Below are 19704 nucleotides of genomic sequence, written 5' to 3'. Positions count from 1 at the left end.
ATGAGCGACCTCGTTCCCACGAGTGCTTCCTCCGGGTCGCTCCTTGCGCCGCTTCGCGCAAGGGGCGCCGGTTCGTTCAAGGACCGCGCCGCCGCTTTCGTGGCGCAGCCCGCGGTGAGGAAGGCGCTGCCCTGGTTCGCCGGGCTTTCCGCCGTGGGAGTGGCAGCGCTGCTCTGGGCCGCGCTCGCGCCGGCGCCGCAGCGGATGCTCTACAGCTCGCTCGGCGACGCCGATCGCGCCGGCGTGGTCAGCGCTCTCGAAGCCGCATCGATCGGCTACACGATCGACAATGCCACCGGCGCGCTCACCGTGGGTGCGGACGATCTCTACCGCGCGCGCATGGTCGTCGCCTCCGACGGCGCGCTCGCCACGCCCGAGACCGGGCAGGACCTGATCGATGCGCTGCCGATGGGCGCCAGCCGCACACTCGAAGGCGACCGGCTGCGCGCCGCGCAGGAACGCGACCTGATGCTGACGATCCGCGAGATCGACGGCGTGGAATCGGTCCGCGTCCATCTCGCGCAGGCCGAGCGCTCGGTCTTCGTGCGCGACAATCTGCCGCCGACCGCCTCGGTCATGCTGCGGCTGGCGCGAGGGCGGCAGCTTTCCGAATCGCAGGTCACCGCGATCGCCAACCTCGTCGCCGCTTCGGTGCCGGGCCTGTCGATCGACGCGGTGCGCATAGTCGACCAGCACGGCCGCCTGCTGTCGGACCCCGCTGGCGGCGAATCCGACCGGCTGGAGCTGCAGACGCGGATGGAGGCGAAGCTGCGCTCGCAGGTCGACCAACTGCTCGCGCCGATGATCGGGGCCGAGAACTTCTCCAGCGAGATCCAGGTCGCGCTCGACATGAACGAGGTGACCTCGGCCCGCGAGAGCTACGACAAGGACGGCGCGGTGCGCCGCGAGACGACCCAGACCTCGACCATGGCCGGTCCCGGCGCCGCGGTCGGCGTGCCCGGCGTGCTGTCGAACACCCCCCCGCCGGCGCCCAAAGCGGTCGAAGGCGCACCGGAGGGTGGACCCGCCGCCGGTGCGGCGCCCGAAGTGGGCGAAAGCAGCGCGACCCGCACGTACGAGCTCGGCCGCGAGGTCGCCGTGTCGAACGTCGCGCCGGGGAGCGTGAAGCGCCTGTCGGTTGCGGTCGCGATCAACCAGGACGTGCTGCAGGGCGCCAGGCCCGCCGACATCAAGAAGTTCGAGGACCTCGTCGCGGCGGCCGTCGGCGCCGATACGGCGCGGGGCGACACGGTGGCGGTCATCGTCCGCCCGTTCGACCCGCCCGTGGCCGAGGAACCGCCGTTCTGGGAAACGCCGTGGTTCGCGATGGTCGTGCGCAATCTGGTGGCGCTGATCTGCGTTGTTCTCGTCCTGCTGTTCGTTGCCCGGCCGATCGTCCGCGCGCTGACCGGCCGCAGGGATGAGGAAGGCGAGGAGGCGGAAGGTGAAATGACCGTGCTCCCCGCCGGCCGCCGGCCCGCGCTGATCGCGATGAACGACGAGCCCGACCGCGAGGAGCTTTCCGCGCAGATCGAACTCGCCCAGCGCATCGCGCGCGAGCAGCCGGACGACGCGCTCCAGGCGCTGCGCCGCATGCTCAGCGAGACGCGCAGCACCGAAGGCGTGGCGTGATGGCCGCCCCGATCGAATTCGACGGAGCCGACCGCGCCGCGGTCATGGTCATGCTGCTCGGCGAGGAAGAGGCGGCGAGGCTGCTCGCCGGCCTCTCGCCCGAGGAACTGCGCAGGCTCGGCGCCAAGATGTGCGAGTTGGGCGACATCGGGCCGACGGCGATCGCCGATGCGATCGCCAGCTTCGCCAATTCCGCCAGCCAGTCGGGCATCACCGCGCACGGCCGGATCGATAACGTGCGCCGGATCATGACCGGCGCGCTCGGCGAAGTGAAGGCGGACAGCATCATGCGCCGCGTCGCCCCGCCCGAGAACGCGCCGCGCAACCCGGCGCTCGAGATCGCCCAGTGGCTCGAGCCCGACGTGCTGATCCCGCTGATTCAGGACGAGCATCCGCAGGCGATCGCCGTGCTGCTCGTCCAGCTCGAACCCGCGACCGCCGCGGCGGTGCTCGCCGGTCTGCCGGAGGACCTGCACACCCCGGTCGTCCACCGGATCGCCAGCCTGGGGCCGGTCTCGCCCGAGGCGATCGCGATCCTGGAGGAAACCCTGGCCACGAAGATCGCCGGCACTCACGGGATCAGGAAACTGACCATGGGCGGCGTGCGCGAGGCGGCGGAGATCATGAACAGCGCCGCACGCAGCATGGAGAAGCGCGTCATCCCGGGCCTCAACAAGCTCGACAAGCAGCTCGCCCGCGACATCGAGAGCGAGATGTTCAAGTTCGAGCACTTGCTCGACCTCGACACCCAGACGATCGGGCAGCTCCTGCGCGAGATCGAGAGCGAAGTGCTGATCGACGCGCTCAAGGGCCTCGAGGAAGCGCAGCGCGAGGTCTTCTTCGGCGCCATGTCGAGCCGCGCGGCGGACGGTCTGCGCGACGAGATCGAGGAACGCGGCCGGATCAAGCGCGCCGACGTGGAAGCAGCGCAGAAGGCGATCATCGCGACCGCCAAGCGGCTCGCGGCCGACGGAACGATCGTGGTCGGCGGGGCGGACGACGACTATGTCTAAGGCCTGCCTCCCGCTGGAGCGGCTGCGCGGCAGCGGCGGTTTTTCGCGCGATCCGCGCTTTTCGCCCCTGTTCGTCGTTGCCTCCGAGGCGGTAGCGGCGGCCGAGCCCGAGCCCGATCCCGTGGCGGAAGCCTACGAGCGGGGATTCGCCGAAGGCGCGGCGCAGGCGGAAGCCCGCGCCCGCGAGGAGGAACGCGAACGCGATGCCCGGCGGCACGCGATCGAGCTCGCCTTCGCCCGCTTCGACGCCGAAAGCGCCGCCGCCTTGCGCGAGCGTCTGCGGCTCACGGTGCTGGCGTTGTGCGAGGACGCGATACTGCCGCTCGCGCTCGACGAGGACGGCCTCGTCGCGCGGATCGGCAAGGCCACCGCCATGCTCCAGCGTGCGCAGGACGAACGCCGCGTGTTGCTTCACCCCGACGATCTGGCGCTGGTCGAAAGCCGGCTGCCGGCCGATCTCGTCGCCGCGCCCGACCCCTCGGTCGAGCGCGGGGGCTTGCGGATCGAAACCGAGGACGGCGGGATCGAGGACGGGCCGTCGCAATGGCGCCGCATCCTCGAAGAGGCCTTCCGCGAGTGCTGAGCGAGCTGGACACGGTGCTCGGCGAACTCGCCATGCCGCCGGTCGACCTGCACCCGCGCCGCTTCGGCCGGATCGCGGCCTGCGACGGCGGGCTGATCGAGGTCAGCGGCCTTTCGGTGCCCATCGGCGGCCTGTGCCGGATCGACGACGGCAAGGGCGCGACGCTCACCGCCGAGGCGATCGGCTTCCGCAACGGACGCACGATGATGATGATGCTCGGCGACAGCGTGCTGCTGCGTCCCGGCGTGCCCGTGCGGCCGGAAGGGCGGCCAGGCATGCTGCCGGTCGGCCCGGCCTTTCTCGGCCGCGCGGTCGACGGCCTCGGCCGCCCGATCGACGGCGGCCCGCCGCTGCGCTCGCGCGCGGAATGGCCCGCGGGCGGCAAGCGCACCGGCGCGCTCGACCGCGCGAGCGTGCGCGAGCCGTTCGACACCGGCATTCGCGCGATCAACGCGCTGACCACCTTCGGCATCGGCCAGCGCGTCGGCATCATGGCCGGCTCGGGCGTCGGCAAGTCGGTGCTGATCGACATGATCGCGCACGGCGCGGAAGCCGACGTGGTCGTGGTCGGCCTGATCGGCGAGCGCGCGCGCGAGGTCTCCGACTTCGTCGAACGGCACATGCAGGGCGAGGCGGCCGCGCGCACGGCAGTCGTCGCCGTTCCTGCCGACCATGCCGCGAACCTGCGGCTGCGCGGCGCGCTGCTGGCGACCTCGCTCGCCGAATATTTCCGCGCGCAGGGCCTGCGCGTGCTGCTGATCCAGGACAGCCTGACCCGCATCGCCCATGCGGCGCGCGAGATCGGGATACTGCTCGGCGAGCCCGGCGCAGCGCGCGGCTATCCGCCTTCGGCGCTGTCGACGATCACCAAGCTGGTCGAGCGGGCGGGCAATTCGGCCGAAAGCGGCGGCTCGATCACCGGGATCTACACCGTGCTCGCCGACGGCGACGACCAGAACGATCCGGTGGTGGACACGGCCCGCTCGATCCTCGACGGCCACGTCGTGCTCTCGCGCGATCTCGCACAGCGGGGGCAATATCCGGCGATCGACGTCGGCGCTTCGCTCAGCCGCGTGATGAGCGACGTCGCGAGCCCGCAGCAGAACCTGCTCGCGCGCAGCCTGCGCGCGCTCGTTTCGGCCTACGAGAGCAACCGCGACCTGCTGCTGATGGGTGCCTACCGCCCCGGGGCCGATCCGCTGGTCGACCGCGGCATCGCGCTCCACCCCCAGATCGCCGAATTCCTCAAGCAGGACGTGGCCGAGCGCGTTTCGCTGGACGAGGCCACCGTGCAGCTCCGGCAGCTGATCGGCAATGACCAGTGACGATGACTGGCGACAGGGGGCGCCTGCGCCGCGCGCGCCTGATCGAGCGGCTGCGCTCGGCCGAGCAGCGCCAGGCCGCGGCCGAAGCGCACCGGGCCGAAGCGGTGCGGCAGAAGCTCGAACAGCTTTCCGAACGCACGCGCACGCTGGCGCAGGTCTATGCCCTGCGCGACACCTCGCGCGACGGCGCCGACTTGCGCAGCGCCACCGTGCTTGGCAGCCATCTCCGCGATCTCGGCGCGACCGCCGCATTGCAGGCCGAACACGCCCGGCGCGAGGCGGACGACCGGCTGGCCGATCTCGCGGTCGCCGAGCGCCGTCTGCAGAAGGCGGAGGAAGGGCGCCGCGATCTCGCCCGCGCGATCCACGAAAAGGTCGAGAAGCGCGAACCCATCGGCGCGAGGAACGGCGCGAGGAAAACTGGCACGCATCTTGAATAAACGTGTGCGTTCAATCGCACACGGCAGGCCAATGATTTCTCAGCTTCTTTCCCAGTCCAAGGCGCCCTCGGTGCTCGACCTCGGCGCGGCCGCACCGGCGACAGGCGGCGAAGCGGGCGTGCAAGGCGCGTTCTCGCGCCTGCTCTCCGCCCTCGGCGCCGCTGTGCAGGGCGGGCAGGCCGAGGAGCCGACTTCCGAGACACCAGAGATAGCCGTCGAAGACGAGGGCGAGGCCGTTCCGGTCATCGCGCTGCCGGACATTGCCGGAACCGGCAAGATCTTGCCGGCCGATGCCGAGGCTTTGCCGGAAGCGGCGGAGAATGCCGGTGCCGCCGAGGCTGCTCTGACCACGCTGGCGCTGACGCCGCCGCAGGTCGTGCAGCCGGCGGCTGGCGAGCCGGTGGCCAAGGCAGGGCACGCCTCCGCGCCCGCAACCGCCGCGTCCGCACTCCCGTTCGTGCCCCAGCTTCCTGCTGGTCTTCCGCTCCCCGCGCAGGCAGAGGGCGAGGCCGCCAAGCCGGCGACACCTGCCGTCGCGATCCAAGTCGCGCCGCTGCCCGCAACGGGCGAGACGGCCGCCGCGCCGCGCGATCCGGCGCTCGCTGCGGACAAGCCCGCGGTCGAGCTCGCCGCCAAGTTCCAGCCCGCCGGCGCTTCGGCCGAGCGCGGGCGCGACCCGGCCGCCGGCGATCGCCCTGCGGCCGAGCCGGCCGTGAAGGCGCCGAGCAGGATCGTCGCCGAACCCGCTTCGGTCCAAACGCCGGCACCGGTGCAGCCCGCGGCCCTTGCCGCTGCCACCCCAGCCGGCGCCGCGAGCGACGCCGCGCCGTCCTTCACTGCCGACAAACCCGCGGTCGAGACCGGCATCGCGCGCGAGCTCAGTCGGATCGTCGACAGCCTCGCCTCGGCGCGCGAGGCGATGGCGGGCAAGGGCGCGACGCTGGCGCTCGACCATGCCGAATTCGGCGAGCTCTCGCTTCGCTTCGACCAGCGGCGCGACGGCCAGCTCGGCGTCCAGATCGCCGCGGCCGATCCCGAGGCGCACCGCGCGGTCGCCGCTGCCGTGGCGGACCGGCCGGCCTTCACGCAGGGCGACGGAAGCGCGCCGGGCAGCCAGCAGAACGCGCAGAGCGGCGGCAATGCGTCCGCCCGCGGCGGATCGCTTGCCGACCGCGACGGCGGCTCTGCCGAAGGCAATCCACCGCACCGTGAGCGGCACGAAGGCCGCCGCCGCGCCGACACCGACACCTCCGGGCAGGGCGCTCGCCGCGGCGACGGCTCCGCGATCTACGCCTGACCCGGCCAACGCATCCAATTCGAGGACCAAGGAATGAGTGACAAGAAGGACAACCAGGACAAGCCGGCCAAGGGCAGGGGCGTGCTCAAGCTGCTGCTGGTGGGTGTGCTCGTCGCCGGTGCGGCCGGGGGCACGGTGTTCGGCCTGATGTCGACCGGCGTGATCCAGATGGCCGGCGCGAATGCCACGGAAGCCGGGCCGCAGTTCGTGCTCAAGGGAGAGAAAGACCCCTACGCACCGCCCGCGCCGAAGGGCTCCACCGGCAAAACCGACGTCGTCCACGGCGAAGGCGGCAACAAGTACCGCACTGCCTATTTCAGCTTCGCCGAGGACTTCACTTCGAACCTCAAGAACAGCGACGGCCTCATCCAGGTGAGCCTCGCCGCCTCGACCCGTCGCGACGGGCGCGTGCTGATGTGGCTCGACGAGCACCAGCTCGCGATCCGCTCGCGCATCCTCGTCGAGCTTGCCGACACGCCCGAGGAAACGGTGATGACCAGCGCGGGCAAGAAGGACCTGCAGAAGCGCCTGACCGACGCGGTCAACGCCGTGCTCGTCGAGCAGGAAGGCTTCGGCGGGGTCGACAACGTCTACTTCCGGACCTTCATCGTCCAATGACGCGCCGCGCTTCTCCCAAGGCGGGTCGCCGTCCTGCGACCCACGCGGGCGTGCTGCTGCGCGGGCGCGAGGCGCCGGTCGAGCTCGGTCCCGAGTTCGAACGGTTCGCCGCCCGCCTGTGCGGCGCCCTGCGCGCCAGCGTCGCCGCCGTGGCCAACGATGCCGAGACGCGCGTCGCCTCGCTCGGCGCGCAGGCGCTCGCGGGGGCGGAACTGACGGGCCACTGCGCGCCGCTGATCGCCCCGAGCCGCCACCGCTTCGGCATGGCCGGGCATGCCCTGTTCCTCGCGCTCGACGGGCGCGCGATCCTCGAACAGCTCGACCGCACTTTCGGCGGCACGGGCGAGATCGGCGAGCGTCTGCCGGCCGAGCTGCCGCACACCGCACGGCTGCTGTCGCAGCGGTTCGAACGCCAGGTCCTCGCCGCGATGGCGGGCGAGCTCGGTGGTCTCGAATTCCGCACCGACAGTTCCTCGCCGGCCGAGCTTCGCGCGCCCTTCGCGCCCGATGCGGAGCTGACCGCGCTGACGCTCGAGGTCGCGACCCGCGGGCGCACCTGGCACATCGTGCTCGCACTCGAGACCGCCGCGCTTTCTTCGCTCCTGCCCAAGCGTGCCTCGGCGCCCCGCGCGCCGGTCTCGCGCCGCAAGCCGGGCATCCACGAGGCGCCGTTTGCCGACCTGCCGCTCGCCGCCAGCGCGCGGCTGGTCGACATGGAAATGCCGCTCCACCGCCTGGCCGCGATCCAGCCGGGCACCGTTCTTCCGATCATGGTCGCGCGCAACGTGCCGCTGCAGGTGGGCGAGATCGTCATCGCCCGCGGCACCGTCGGCGAAGTCGACGACCAGGTCGCGCTCCAGATCACCCAGACTTTCACCGGAAAGGAAACCCGATGACCGATGCAACTCCCGGCTTCGGCCTGATTCAGGACATCGACGTCCGCCTCACGGTCGAGCTCGGCCGCGCGCAGATGAACCTGCGCGAAGTCCTCGACCTGGCGGAGGAAAGCGTGGTCATGCTCGACCGCCTGACCGACGAGCCGCTCGACGTGCTGGTCAACGGCAAGCTGATCGCCAAGGGCGAAGTCGTGGCCGAGGGCAACCGCTTCGGCCTGCGCATCCTCGAACTGGTCGGCGCCAACCAGCCCGCCGCGGCGCCCCGCGAACGGCGCGCGCCGCCGATCGAGGTCACCACCAAGTCCGGTGCCAAGCAGGCGGAAGGCGCCGCCTGATGTTCTGGTACGTCGTCAAGCTGCTGGTCCTACTGCCGCTGATCGGCCTGATGATCTGGGGCACCCTGAAGCTGGCCCAGCGGATGCAGGGCAAGTTCGGCGCGCCGCAGGGCGGGACGAAGGCGGTGCGGATCGTCGAGACGACCATGCTCTCGCCGACCATGCGCCTCGCCGTGATCGAGTTCCACGGACGCGAGATCCTCGTCTCGACCTCGCGCGCGGGCCTGACGCGGCTTGCCGAAGCGCCGGCCCGCCCGGCGGTGGAGGACGCCGCGTGAAGCGGCTGGCGGCCATTCTGGGCGCGCTTGCCGCGCTCGCCATTCCCGCTGCGGCCAAGGCGCAGGCCGCCGTGCCCGGCGCGCTCGACCGCGCGTTCGGCGAACTCGGCGGCGCGGGCGGAGAGCCGCTGAGCATGTCGCTCCAGTTGCTCCTCGTCATGGGGCTGCTGACGATCCTGCCGGCGCTGATCCTGATGATGACCAGCTTCACGCGGATCATCGTCGTGCTCGCGATCCTGCGCCAGGCGCTCGGCCTGCAGCAGTCGCCGCCCAACCAGGTTCTGATCGGGCTGTCGCTGTTCCTTTCGCTGTTCGTCATGGCGCCCACGCTGGAGCGCGTGAACGACGCCGCGATCGCGCCGTACGCGGCCGGGCAGATGAACGCCGAAGAGGCGATCGAAGTCGCCGGCGACCAGTTCCACGCCTTCATGATCCGCCAGACGCGCGAGCGCGACCTGCAGATGTTCGCCGATATCGCCAACGCGCCGAAATTCGCCAGCACGGCCGAGGTGCCGTTCTCGATCCTGCTGCCGGCCTTTGTCACCAGCGAGCTCAAGACCGCGTTCCAGATCGGCTTCATGCTGTTCCTGCCGTTCCTGGTGATCGACCTCGTCGTCTCCAGCGTGCTGATGAGCCTGGGCATGATGATGATGAGCCCGATGCTCGTCTCGCTGCCGTTCAAGCTGCTGCTGTTCGTCCTCGTCGACGGATGGGCGCTGCTGATGGGCTCGCTCGCCTCGAGTTTCGCCTGACCGTGGACGAGCTTCCCATTCTCCTCGCGCTGGCGGACCGCATGCTGTGGATCACCGCGCTGGTCGCCGCGCCCGTGCTGCTGGCGAGCCTCGCCATCGGCCTCGTCGTCGGCCTGATTCAGGCGGCCACCTCGGTCAACGAACAGACGCTGACTTTCGTGCCCAAGCTCGCCGCGGTGGCGCTCGTGCTGGTCCTCTTCGGCGCCTCGATGATGGCGCTGCTGGGCGACTTCATGCAGGAAATCTTCATGGAAATCGCCAGGATCGGGAAGTGATCGCACTCGATTTCGGCCTCGGCGCGATCGAGCAGGACTTCTGGCGCGTCGTGTTCCTGATGACGCGCATCGGCGCCGCCCTGCTCGCCGCACCGATCTTCGGCGCGGCATCGGTCCCGATGACGGTGCGCGTCTGCATGACCGGGGCGCTGGCGATTTTCGTTGCCGTCTGGCTGCCCGCTGTGACCCCGCCCGAGGCGCTGTTTTCCGCCGCCGGCCTGCTCGCCGTCGCGGGCGAAGTGGCGGTCGGGCTGACGCTCGGCTTCGTGCTCCAGATCGCCTTCGCCGCGCCCGTGATCGCCGCCGAAGTGATCGGGGGGGCGATGGGCATGAGCATGGCCATGGCGGCCGATCCGAACGGGGGCGGGCAGACGACCGCGTTCGGCCAGTATTTCACGATCGTCCTGATCCTGATCTTCCTTGCGCTTGGCGCGCACCTGCACTGGATCGCGCTGCTGGTCGAAAGCTATCGCGCCTTCCCGCCGGGCCAGACCTGGCTGGGCGCCGACGGCTTCGCGCAAGTCGCGAGCTTCGCCGGCGCCATGTTCGAGACCGCGGTGCGCATCGCGCTGCCGGTCACGCTGGTGCTGCTGCTGGTGCAGATGCTGACCGGCGTGCTCAGCCGGTCGGCCCCCTCGCTCAACCTCTTCGCGCTCGGCCTGCCGGCCGGCGTGCTGGCGGGGATCGCGGCGCTGATCATCGCCGCGCCGATGATCTACGAGCAGTTCGGCGACATTGCCGAAATGGCGCTCGGCCAGACCGAACGGGTGCTGGTGCAATGAGCGAGACCGCCGGCGAAAAGACTTTCGCGCCGACCGAGAAGCGCAAGCGCGACGCCGCGCGCAAGGGCGATGTCCTGCGCTCGCGCGAGGCGACCACGGCGGTCGGGATCCTGTTCGGCGCCGCCTGGCTGATATTCGCGGGGCCCTGGCTGCTCGACGAGATGAGCCAGATCGTGCGCGAGAGCCTGGTGTTCGACCGCCGCGACATGACCGATTTCCAGCCCGGCCGCATGATGACGGTCAGCCTGTTCGTCGCCCTGCCGCCGATCCTCACGATCGCCGTGCCAATGATCGCGCTGGCGCTGATCACTCAGCTCGGCTTCGGCGGGGAAGGGCGCTGGGTGAACGAGAACCTCGCCTTCAAGGGCTCGCGCATCAATCCGCTCGCCGGGCTCAAGCGCATGTTCGGCCCGACCGGCTGGATCGAGATGGGCAAGGGCATTCTCAAGGTCGCGCTGCTCGGCGCGATCGCCTGGGCCTGGGGGCGGAGCTGGCTGGAGACGATCATAGGGCTCGGCGGCGGCAACCTGTCGCAGCAGCTCACCGCTGCCTGGGGCGCGGTGACCTCGCTGCTGATCGCGCTCGCCGGCGGGTTGATCGTGATCGCGCTGATCGACGCGCCGATCCAGTGGCTGCGCCGCAATCAGCGGCTCAAGATGAGCCACCAGGAAATGCGCGACGAGCACAAGCAGGCCGAAGGCTCGCCGGAGGCGCGCGCGCACCGCCGCCAGCGCCAGCGCGATATCGCGGCCGGGGGCGTGGCGCATTCGATGCGTGAGGCGCAGTTCGTGCTTACCAACCCGACGCACTTCGCGGTCGCGATGGTCTACGATCCCGACAAGGCGGCCGCGCCGATCGTGCTCGCCAAGGGGCGCGGCGACAAGGCAGCGGCGATGAAGGAGCTGGCGCGCGAATACGGCGTGCCGCTGCTCGAATATCCGCAGCTCGCGCGCTCCGTCTACTACACCACGCGCGAGAACCAGACGATCCGCGAGGAGCTCTATGCCGCGATCGCCTCCGTCCTGGCCTTCGTGCTCTCGCTCAAGCGCGGCGAGGCGCGGCCCGCGCCGGCGGTCGAAGTGCCGGTGGAGCTGCGCTTCGATGCCGACGGCCGCGTTGCATCCTGACAAAGCTCTCTCCCCTTTAGGGGAGAGATACGCAGGCTTGCGAGCTTGCTCGCTAGCCGGAGTTGAGAGGGGGTGTGCCAGATAAAAGCCGTTGTGCGACTCCCCCTCTCCCAACCCTCTCCCCTGAAGGGGAGAGGGCTATTGTGGAAGCTGCCTCTTAACCCGCGCCTGCAGGAGCCGTTCTCACCGTCATGAGCGAAATGTCGTCCATCATCGCCGGTCTCGGAGCAGGTAGCGGGATCGATATGGTCAAGTTGGCGAGCGACCTCGCCGACGCGCAGTTCGCCCTGCGCAACGACCGGCTGAGCACCAGGAGCGAGGAGCTCGAGCGGCAGATCTCCGCCGCGTCTTCGCTCAAGAACACACTGGCCATGCTGGCGAGCGCGCTGGGCGACCGGGTCCGTGCGGGCGACCTCGCGGTCAAGCCGCAGATCGGCAACTCGGCCGTCGCCACGGCAACCAGCCCGCCGGGCACGACCGGCTCCGGCTCCTACAGCCTCGAAGTGCTCGCGCTCGCGCGGGGACAGACGCTGGTGGGCCCCGCCATGGCCGACCCGGCCGCGGCGGTCGGGGCGGGGTCGCTGACCTTCCGCTTCGGCACGACCGACGGCACGGGCTTCACGGCCGATGCCGAGCAGACGGCGGTGACCGTCGACATCGCCAGCGGCTCGACGCTCACCGAAATTGCCAATGCGATCAACGCCAAGAATGCCGGGGTGGGCGCCTACGTCGCGCAGGGCCCGCAGGGTGCGCAGCTCGTGATCAAGGGAGCCGAGGGCGCGAAGAGCGGCTTCATCGTCGAGGCGGCCGAGACCGTGGGCGAGGAAGGGCTGGCGGCGCTGGCGTGGGATCCGGCCGCCGGTGGCGATCCGGCCCGGCTGCTCGCCGCCTCCGCCGATGCCCAGTTCAAGCTCGACGGCATCGCCATGACCAGCGCCAGCAACGACGTCGGAGCGGTGGCGCCCGGGCTGGCACTCACGCTGACCGGCACCAATGCCGGCGCGCCGACCACGATCGGCTTTCCCAGCCCGGTCGGCACGATCTCCTCGGCGATGCAGGACATCGTCAACGCCCTCAACGAAGTGGTGAGCGAGCTCTACACCGCGACCGATCCGATGAGCGGCGACCTCGCGCGCGATCCGGGCGCCCGCGCGCTCAAGCGCACGCTGTCGGAGCTCTCGGGCATGGAGATCATGCCCAACGCGCCCGAGGGCGCCCCGCGCACGCTGGCCGATCTCGGCCTCGCGATCCAGCGCGACGGCACCTTCCGGCTCGACACCGCGCGCCTCGATGCGACGCTGGCGCGCGACCCGGGCGGCGTCGCCGCGATGTTCACCACCGGCCTCTACGGCATCTATGCGACCGTCGACCGGATCTCGCGCCAGGCTTCGCGCACCGGCGATCCGGGTTCGCTTGCCGGGTCGATCGCGCGCTATCAGTCGCAGTCGACCGACCTTTCGGAAGCGGCCGCGAAGCTGGCCGACCAGCAGGAAACCCTGCGCGCCAACATGGTCGCGCGTTTCGCCAAGGCGGACTCGCGCATTGCCGCCTCGCAATCGACGCTGTCGTTCCTTCAGTCGCAGATCGACGCATGGAATGCCGGGAAGGACTGAGGCGATGCTGGCGCTCACCGATCCGCACGAGGCCTACCGCCGCAGCTCACTCGACGCGCGGGTGCACGGCGGCGATTCTGCGGCGCTCGTGCAGCTCTGCCTCGAGCAGGCGATCGCGGGCCTCGGCTCCGCCCTGTTCGCGCAGGAACGCGGCGATCCCATGCTGCGCAGCAAGGCATTGACCCGCGCGCTGACCGCGATCACCGCGCTGGAAATGGGTGTGGACCGCAAGGCTCCGCTGGCCGAAGCGCTGCTGCAGGTCTACGGCGCGGCGCGGCAGGCGGTGTTGGGCAGCGTGACCGATTTCAACGCCGATCTGCTCGCTTCGGTGCGGCAGGATTTCCTCGAGATCGAGGCCGCCCTGCGCGGCGCAGCACAGTCGCCCGCGGCGGAGGGCTGAACGGCTCCGCGAAACACATTTTAACGTTTGCAGAACCCTTGCCATTAAGTTAACGCCGCCCCGGCTGACCGGGGGGTTTGATTGAGCTTGGGGGCGCAGAATTCCCGCATCGGCCTTGCACCGATTGACTGCTGCACGCGCGAGGCGCGGCGCTGTTCGGACGGGTGCCGGCCATGGATGTGACCGGGGTCGCGGGCGGTCTGCCCGTGCATGTGATCGACTTCGACACGCGCCGGCGTGCCGAGATCTCGCGCGAGCTGTTGGCGCGCAGGCTCCATGCCGAAATCTACGAGGATATCAGCGAGTTCCTGCGCATCCTGCCGTCCAGCGGAGCTGTGCTGATGGCCGACCAGGCGGAGCGGGACGGGTTCTCCGAATTCTTCGCCAGCCTGCGTGGCAAGGGGCGCTACTATCCGGTCGCGATCTACTGCGAGGCGCCCCAGCCGGAGCAGGTCGTGCGGGCGATGCGCGAAGGCGCGCTCGACTATCTGCGCTGGCCGTTCGAGCCCGCGCTGCTCGACGAAACGTTGCGGCGGTTAGGCGAGGAAGGTGACCGCAGGCGACAGATCGAACTCGCCCGGGCCCAGGCGAAGGCCTCGGTGGGGCAGCTCACGGGGCGCGAGCACGACGTGCTCGTCTCGCTGCTGAACGGCAATTCGAACAAGCAGATCGCCGCCGAGCTCGACCTCAGCCCGCGGACGGTCGAGATCTATCGCAAGAACGTGATGCGCAAGCTCGATGCCCGATCGACGTCCGACGCGGTGCGGATCGGGATCTACGCGGACTTGTGGGAACTGCCGGTCGCCTGATTCAGGCTCAGCATGAAGGCGAGCCAGGCGCGCACGAGCGCCATGGCGGGCATGTCCGAACTGGCGAGGCTCTCATCCGTGTCGCCCTCCAGCCAGACGCGTCCCGTCGCGGAGCCCCCACCGCGCGAGACGATTTCGCAGGACAGCGCCGTCCCGATCAGCGCGGCAGCCGCGGCTTCAAAGGCCTGGCGCTCGAGCAGCTTGTCGAACGCGCTTTCGTCCAGCGTGCAGGCCGCGATTGCGCCGAACGGCGGCGGCGCGAGCGCGGCGAGATGATACGACAGGCGCAGGACGTTCTCGATCGGAGCTTCGGCCGCCGTCCAGGCGGACAGGCGGGCAAGACTCTCGAACCAGCTTAACGCATCGAGACAGGCATTGTCGCGCGGCTCCATAGGGGGTGCCCCCTCCCGGTTTCGCCGCGAAAGGTATACCCGTTAGCGCCGGACCGGAATTATTGCGCGCCAGACGGAGCCTCCAGTCAGCCGTAAGGAGGCGTTTTCCGCGCCGGAACCCAATTCGCGGCCGCAAATGTGGCCTGTCATCCCTGCGTCACGCTGCTATCGCATCGGGGCCACGTAACTCTTCAGGGATCCGCACATGCCTGCATCGCTCACCGCCGACCGCCGCACATTCCTCGCCGCCACCGGCAGCGCCTTTGCCGCGCTGGCGGCGAGCGGCTGTTCGACCACCATGGCGGGCGCCTCGCGCACTGCCGGCTACGGCCCGCTGCGGCCGGACCCGGCGGGGCTGATCGACCTGCCGGAAGGGTTCTCCTACCGCGTGCTCTCGAAGCTGGGCGACGCGATGAGCGATGGATTCACCGTGCCCGACGCGGCCGACGGCATGGGCTGCTTCGATCTCGGCGGCGGCAAGATCGCTCTGGTTCGCAATCACGAGCTCGTGCCCGGCAAGGACGGCGGCGGCGTCGCGGGCCCGGCGTTCGACACTGTGGCGCGCAGCCTCATCCCGCTGCCCGGTGGAACGACCACGCTGGTGCTCGATGCCGAAACGCTGGCGGTCGAGAAGGAGTATCGCTCGCTCGCCGGCACGATCCGCAACTGCGCGGGCGGGGTGACGCCTTGGGGAAGCTGGCTGACCTGCGAGGAAGCGCCGGTGCGCGCCGACGGGCGGATCAACCAGGACCACGGCTGGACGTTCGAAGTGCCCGCGTCCGCGCCCGGACTGGTCGATCCCGTGCCGCTGAAGGCGATGGGCCGCTTCAATCACGAGGCCGCCTGTGTCGATCCGGCGACCGGGATCGTCTACCAGACCGAGGATCGCGACGACAGCCTGCTCTATCGCTTCATCCCGAACACGCCGGGCAAGCTGGCCGAAGGCGGAAAGCTCCAGGCGCTCGCAATCGTCGATGCGCCGGCGGACACGCGCAACTGGCAGGGCGCGCCGATGCCGGTCGATGCCTGGGCCGAGGTGCGCTGGGTCGATCTCGACAACGTCGAAGCGCCGGAGGACGATCTGCGCCAGCGCGGCGCGGCTGCGGGCGCGGCGCTGTTCGCTCGCGGCGAGGGCATCCACATGGGTGACGGCGAGCTCTACTTCTGCTGCACAAGTGGCGGCGCGGCCAAGCTCGGCCAGATCTTCCGTCTCATCCCCGGCCGCGGCGGGCAGGCCGACCGGCTGCAACTGTTCTTCGAATCGACCAGCCCCGACCAGTTCAACTACGGCGATAATCTGACCGTGGGGCCCAACGGCCACTTGGTGGTGTGCGAGGACCAGTACACCGACGTTGTCGAGAACCACCTGCGCGGGATCACGCCCGAAGGCGCCGCCTATCCGCTCGCCTTCCTCCACGAACAGACCGAATGGGCTGGTGCCTGCTTCTCGCCCGACGGCCGCACCCTGTTCGTCAACGCTTACAGCCCGGCAAAGACCTTCGCGATTCAGGGGCCGTGGGTGGCTTAGAGATCACCGCGCTTCTTCTCCATTCCGTCATCCCAGCGAAAGCTGGGATCGCGTGCAGCGAAGTCCGACCTGGGGCGGGTAGCGATCCCAGCTTTCGCTGGGATGACGGGAAGGGGGGAGCGCCCTGTGCGAACCCTCTCCCCGATCGCCACCAAAAAATAGCCGCTTGTCCCCGCAGCGCTCCGCCCGCATGATCCCGCGCGATGCCTTCGCTGTTCTTCGCATTCGTCGCGGTGCTGCTGGGCACGATCGGCAGCAGGGACCAATTGATCGTCGCGCATTTCTCCAGCGCCTCCCGGCGGGGTGCGGGGGTCTTGGCGGCGGCGGTGGTCAGCGCGGCGCTATCGGCGCTGGCGATGGCGCTTGCGGGGCAGGTGATCTCCGGACTGCTGCCCGATGCGGCGAAGACCATGTTGGTTGCGATCGCACTGCTCTTCGCCGCAATCGAACTCGCCTGGCCCGCGCGCTATGCCGCGCCGGAGGAACCGACCCGATCCCTCGCGGCGATCGTGATCGTGCTGGTGGCCAAGCAGTTCGGCGACGGGGCGCGCTTCCTCGTCTTCGCGATCGCAGCGGCGACGGGAGCGCCGGTACTGGCCGGGATCGGCGGAGCGCTCGGCGGGGCGCTCGCGCTCGCGGCGGCCTGGGCGGCGGGCGCGGCGCTGGTGCACCGCATGCCGCTGCGCGCCATCCGGCTCGCGCTTGCGGCGGTGACGCTAGCGCTCGCACTGTTCATCGGGCTTTCCGCGCGTGGGATTGTGTCGTGATCGACCGAGGCGATCAGTAAAACCCCCGAAAGCGGTGAAACCGATCCGCGCCCGTCGCGTTCGATAGACGAACCATTCTCCGCAAAAAAGAAGGGACGGACCATGGCCAAGAAGGGCGACAATTCCAAAAAGGCGCTAGTCGATGCGCTGAACGGCGCGCTGGCGGATACGCTGGCGCTCTACGTCAAGACCAAGAACTTCCACTGGCACGTGGCGGGTCCCCGCTTTCGCGACCTTCACCTCCTGTTCGACGAGCAGGCCGCGCAGCTCGTCGGCACGGTCGACCTGATCGGCGAGCGCGTGCGCAAGAACGGCGAGGTGACACTGACCTCGATCGGCTCGATCGCCAAGGCGACGCAGGTCTCCGACCAGGACGATGCGACGCTCGATGCCGACGCGATGGTCAAGGAACTGCGCGACGACAACCGCAAGCTCCACACGCGCCTGGGCGACGTCAAGGACGCGGCCGAGGAAGCCGGCGACAATGCGACCAGCGGGATCGTCGACGACTGGATCGACGAGGCCGAGGAACGCATCTGGTTCCTCACCCAGACGCTCAAGTAAGCGCACTCGTATTCACAAGCGCAAAACCCGCGGCGATGCTTGGTCGCCGCGGGTTTCTTGCTATGCAGCGGGCATGGCGAACGTAACTCTGATCGAAGGCGCGGACGACGCGCGGATTGCCGAGTGGCTGGGCGGGCGGATCGAGCGCGCACTGGCCGAAACCCACGGGTCCGCGGCGATCACCATGCCCGGCGGATCGACGCCGTTCCCGATCCTCGAGCGGCTCGCCGACGCGCCGATCGACTGGGCCCGGCTGCTCGTCTGGCCGGGGGACGACCGGATCGTCCCCGAGGATCATCCGGCGAGCAACACCGGCCGCATCCGCGCCGCGCTCGAACCGCTCGGCGCCGAAGTGGTGACGCTGACCGAGATGGAGCAGGTGCCCCGTTTCGCGCTCGCCTGGCTCGGCATGGGGGCTGACGGGCACATCGCCTCGCTCTTCCTCAACACCGACCCGCAAGTGGACGATCCGGCGCCGATCCGCCGGCTGACACCCGACCCGCTGCCGCCCGAGGCGCCGTTCGACCGCGTCACGCTGACCATACCCGCGCTGCTCGCCAGCGACGAGCTGTTGTTCGTGATCCGGGGGGACGACAAGCGGGCGGTGTTCGAAGCGGCCATGCGCGGCGAGCACGACCTGCCGGTCGCGCGCCTGCTCTCGGCAGCGATCCAGCCGGTCACGTGCTTCGTCTGATTCCGGCTTCGCTGCACCGCAGGGCCTATCGTTTGGCTCACGCGGTGCGGAAGGTCTGGTGGAAGCTGGCGCGGCCGCGAGTGAATGGCTGCATCGTCGTCGCCAGCGACATCGAGGGACGGCTGCTGCTGGTCCGTCAGAGCTACGGAACGGGGGGCTGGTGCTTCCCCACCGGCGGCCTCCGCCGCGGCGAGGATCCGGAAGCCGCGGCGCGGCGCGAATTGCGCGAGGAGACCGGGTGCGAGGCCCATGCGATGACGCTCCTCTGCGTGCAGGACGACGTGCTCCACGGCGCGCTCCACAGGGTCCACGTCTTTGCCGCACGTGTCTCGGGCACGCCGCGGCCGGACATGCGCGAGATCATCGAGGCGCGGCTGTTTCCGCCACACTCGCTACCCGAGCCGCTCGGCGAACGCACGCGCCGCCGGCTCGCGCTCTGGCGCGAGCGGTCATAGCAGCAGCGAGAGCTGCGCCTCGTCGCGCGGCCGCTCCTGCGCGTTTCCGGCCTGCTCGAGGTTGGACAGCGTCAATCCCATCAGCCGGATCGGCAGCGGCAGCGGCAGCAGCGCTTCGAGCAGCTCGTGCCCGAGACGCGCGAATTCGCCCTTGTCGGCCACGTTGCGGGGCAGGCTTCGTGCCCGGCTGACGATCTGGAAATCGGTGTATTTCATTTTCAGCGTGACCGTGCGGCCCTTCGCCCCGGTGCGTTCGATGCTGTCCCACACAATGTCGACGATATTGTCGAGCGCCTCGCGCAGGGCATGGCCACTCGAGATGTCCTCGCCGTACGTCCGCTCGCCGCCGACCGACTTGCGGATGCGGTTGGCGCGCACGGGCCTGAGATCGATACCTCGCGCCGCGCGGTAGAGGTAGTCGGCGAAGCTGCCGAAGTTGGCGCGCAGGAAGGCGATGTCCCTGGCCGCGAGATCGGCGCCGGTCGCGATCCCGAGCCGCGCCATCTTCTCCGCGCCCTTCGGGCCGATCCCGTGGAACCGGCGCACCGGCAGCCCGGCGACGAACGCCGCGCCCTCGCCGGGCCGGATCACGCACAGCCCGTCGGGCTTGTTCTGGTCGCTCGCGAGCTTGGCGAGGAACTTGTTGTACGAGACGCCGGCGCTCGCGGTGAGGTGCGTCTCCTCGCGGATCCGCTGGCGGATCAGCTGCGCGATGCGCGTGGCCGAGCCGATCCCGCGGATATCGTCGGTCACGTCGAGGTAGGCTTCGTCGAGGCTCAGCGGTTCGACATGCGGGGTGTAGTGGCGGAAGATCGCGCGGATCGCTTGCGACACCTCCTTGTAGACCTCGAACCGCGCGCGGACGAAGATCAGGTCCGGGCACAGCCGCTTGGCGGTGACCGAGGGCATCGCGCTGCGCACGCCGAACCGCCTCGATTCGTAGCTCGCCGCCGCGACCACCCCGCGCCCGCCCGATCCGCCGACCGCCACCGGCTTGCCGCGCAGCTCGGGATGATCGCGCTGCTCGACGCTGGCGAAGAAGGCATCCATGTCGACATGGATGATCTTGCGCAGACCCTGCGCCTCGTCGGTCTCTTCCTCCTCGTATGCCGGATCGTCCATCGCGGAT

Annotated in this window: 24 protein-coding genes; 22 read left to right on the top strand and 2 right to left on the bottom strand. The window is 69.9% G+C overall.

Annotated elements, in window-relative coordinates:
- The 17 genes from fliF to AC3A5N_RS03700 all read left to right on the top strand — a co-directional run bounded on the left by fliF (position 1) and on the right by AC3A5N_RS03700 (position 14175).
- Complete coding sequence (gene fliF / locus AC3A5N_RS03780; RefSeq protein ID WP_487735967.1) at positions 1-1632, top strand: flagellar basal-body MS-ring/collar protein FliF; 1632 nt, start codon at positions 1-3, stop codon at positions 1630-1632.
- Entirely contained in the window at positions 1632-2645 is a 1014-nt protein-coding gene (fliG, locus tag AC3A5N_RS03775) for a flagellar motor switch protein FliG (protein ID WP_487735966.1), read from the top strand. The genes fliF and fliG overlap by 1 nt, the downstream gene beginning before the upstream one ends.
- The gene (locus AC3A5N_RS03770) at positions 2638-3228 is read left to right on the top strand and encodes a FliH/SctL family protein (protein WP_487735965.1); all 591 of its coding nucleotides are present in this window, start codon (positions 2638-2640) and stop codon (positions 3226-3228) included. Before fliG ends, AC3A5N_RS03770 begins: the two co-directional genes overlap by 8 nt.
- The gene (locus AC3A5N_RS03765; protein WP_487735964.1) at positions 3222-4553 is read left to right on the top strand and encodes a FliI/YscN family ATPase; all 1332 of its coding nucleotides are present in this window, start codon (positions 3222-3224) and stop codon (positions 4551-4553) included. Before AC3A5N_RS03770 ends, AC3A5N_RS03765 begins: the two co-directional genes overlap by 7 nt.
- Positions 4554-4555: 2 nt before the next feature.
- Entirely contained in the window at positions 4556-4993 is a 438-nt protein-coding gene (locus tag AC3A5N_RS03760) for a hypothetical protein (protein WP_487735963.1), read from the top strand.
- A 31-nt stretch (positions 4994-5024) separates the two neighbouring features.
- Positions 5025-6290, top strand: coding sequence for a hypothetical protein (locus AC3A5N_RS03755; RefSeq protein WP_487735962.1), 1266 nt, complete (start codon positions 5025-5027; stop codon positions 6288-6290).
- Between the two features lie 33 nt (positions 6291-6323).
- Positions 6324-6908, top strand: a complete 585-nt coding sequence (locus AC3A5N_RS03750; protein ID WP_487735961.1) for a flagellar basal body-associated FliL family protein — start codon at positions 6324-6326, stop codon at positions 6906-6908.
- Positions 6905-7804, top strand: coding sequence for a FliM/FliN family flagellar motor switch protein (locus tag AC3A5N_RS03745; protein ID WP_487735960.1), 900 nt, complete (start codon positions 6905-6907; stop codon positions 7802-7804). The genes AC3A5N_RS03750 and AC3A5N_RS03745 overlap by 4 nt, the downstream gene beginning before the upstream one ends.
- Positions 7801-8139, top strand: a complete 339-nt coding sequence (gene fliN / locus AC3A5N_RS03740) for a flagellar motor switch protein FliN (RefSeq protein WP_487735959.1) — start codon at positions 7801-7803, stop codon at positions 8137-8139. Before AC3A5N_RS03745 ends, fliN begins: the two co-directional genes overlap by 4 nt.
- Positions 8139-8417, top strand: coding sequence for a flagellar biosynthetic protein FliO (locus AC3A5N_RS03735; RefSeq protein WP_487735958.1), 279 nt, complete (start codon positions 8139-8141; stop codon positions 8415-8417). Before fliN ends, AC3A5N_RS03735 begins: the two co-directional genes overlap by 1 nt.
- Entirely contained in the window at positions 8414-9169 is a 756-nt protein-coding gene (fliP, locus tag AC3A5N_RS03730; RefSeq protein ID WP_487735957.1) for a flagellar type III secretion system pore protein FliP, read from the top strand. The genes AC3A5N_RS03735 and fliP overlap by 4 nt, the downstream gene beginning before the upstream one ends.
- Positions 9170-9171: 2 nt before the next feature.
- Positions 9172-9444: a flagellar biosynthetic protein FliQ gene (locus AC3A5N_RS03725; protein WP_203111760.1), complete on the top strand. Its 273-nt coding sequence runs from the start codon at positions 9172-9174 to the stop codon at positions 9442-9444.
- Entirely contained in the window at positions 9441-10226 is a 786-nt protein-coding gene (gene fliR, locus AC3A5N_RS03720) for a flagellar biosynthetic protein FliR (protein ID WP_487735956.1), read from the top strand. Before AC3A5N_RS03725 ends, fliR begins: the two co-directional genes overlap by 4 nt.
- A complete protein-coding gene (locus AC3A5N_RS03715; protein WP_487735955.1) occupies positions 10223-11353 on the top strand; it encodes an EscU/YscU/HrcU family type III secretion system export apparatus switch protein in 1131 nt (376 codons plus the stop codon). Before fliR ends, AC3A5N_RS03715 begins: the two co-directional genes overlap by 4 nt.
- A 191-nt stretch (positions 11354-11544) precedes the next feature.
- Positions 11545-12966: a flagellar filament capping protein FliD gene (gene fliD, locus AC3A5N_RS03710; protein ID WP_487735954.1), complete on the top strand. Its 1422-nt coding sequence runs from the start codon at positions 11545-11547 to the stop codon at positions 12964-12966.
- A gap of 4 nt (positions 12967-12970) precedes the next feature.
- Positions 12971-13366 carry a flagellar protein FliS gene (locus tag AC3A5N_RS03705; RefSeq protein WP_487735953.1) on the top strand — a complete coding sequence of 132 codons (396 nt, stop codon included), beginning with the start codon at positions 12971-12973 and terminating at the stop codon, positions 13364-13366.
- A 173-nt stretch (positions 13367-13539) separates the two neighbouring features.
- Positions 13540-14175, top strand: a complete 636-nt coding sequence (locus AC3A5N_RS03700) for a response regulator transcription factor (RefSeq protein WP_487735952.1) — start codon at positions 13540-13542, stop codon at positions 14173-14175.
- Here AC3A5N_RS03700 and AC3A5N_RS03695 read toward each other — a convergent pair.
- Positions 14142-14567, bottom strand: coding sequence for a hypothetical protein (locus AC3A5N_RS03695; RefSeq protein WP_487735951.1), 426 nt, complete (start codon positions 14565-14567; stop codon positions 14142-14144). The genes AC3A5N_RS03700 and AC3A5N_RS03695 overlap by 34 nt on opposite strands.
- Before the next feature lie 205 nt (positions 14568-14772).
- Between AC3A5N_RS03695 and AC3A5N_RS03690 the strand changes: the two genes are divergently transcribed.
- The 5 genes from AC3A5N_RS03690 (at position 14773) to AC3A5N_RS03670 (ending at position 18575) form a co-directional block, all read left to right on the top strand.
- Positions 14773-16095: an alkaline phosphatase PhoX gene (locus AC3A5N_RS03690; RefSeq protein ID WP_487735950.1), complete on the top strand. Its 1323-nt coding sequence runs from the start codon at positions 14773-14775 to the stop codon at positions 16093-16095.
- A gap of 203 nt (positions 16096-16298) precedes the next feature.
- A complete protein-coding gene (locus AC3A5N_RS03685; RefSeq protein WP_487735949.1) occupies positions 16299-16862 on the top strand; it encodes a TMEM165/GDT1 family protein in 564 nt (187 codons plus the stop codon).
- A gap of 102 nt (positions 16863-16964) precedes the next feature.
- Positions 16965-17426 carry a Dps family protein gene (locus AC3A5N_RS03680; RefSeq protein WP_487735948.1) on the top strand — a complete coding sequence of 154 codons (462 nt, stop codon included), beginning with the start codon at positions 16965-16967 and terminating at the stop codon, positions 17424-17426.
- A gap of 73 nt (positions 17427-17499) precedes the next feature.
- Complete coding sequence (locus AC3A5N_RS03675) at positions 17500-18120, top strand: 6-phosphogluconolactonase (RefSeq protein WP_487735947.1); 621 nt, start codon at positions 17500-17502, stop codon at positions 18118-18120.
- A 44-nt stretch (positions 18121-18164) separates the two neighbouring features.
- On the top strand, positions 18165-18575 hold the full coding sequence (locus AC3A5N_RS03670; protein ID WP_487735946.1) for an NUDIX hydrolase: 411 nt from the start codon (positions 18165-18167) through the stop codon (positions 18573-18575).
- On the opposite strand, the gene dinB is transcribed toward AC3A5N_RS03670, so the two are convergent.
- A complete protein-coding gene (dinB, locus tag AC3A5N_RS03665; RefSeq protein ID WP_487735945.1) occupies positions 18570-19697 on the bottom strand; it encodes a DNA polymerase IV in 1128 nt (375 codons plus the stop codon). The two genes, AC3A5N_RS03670 and dinB, sit on opposite strands and share 6 nt — an antisense overlap.
- Positions 19698-19704 lie beyond the last annotated feature (7 nt).

This window comes from Pelagerythrobacter sp. Soil_C_18, assembly GCF_057657235.1.
Note: the sequence above shows the minus strand (reverse complement) of the source record. Positions and strands in the feature narration are given on the sequence as shown.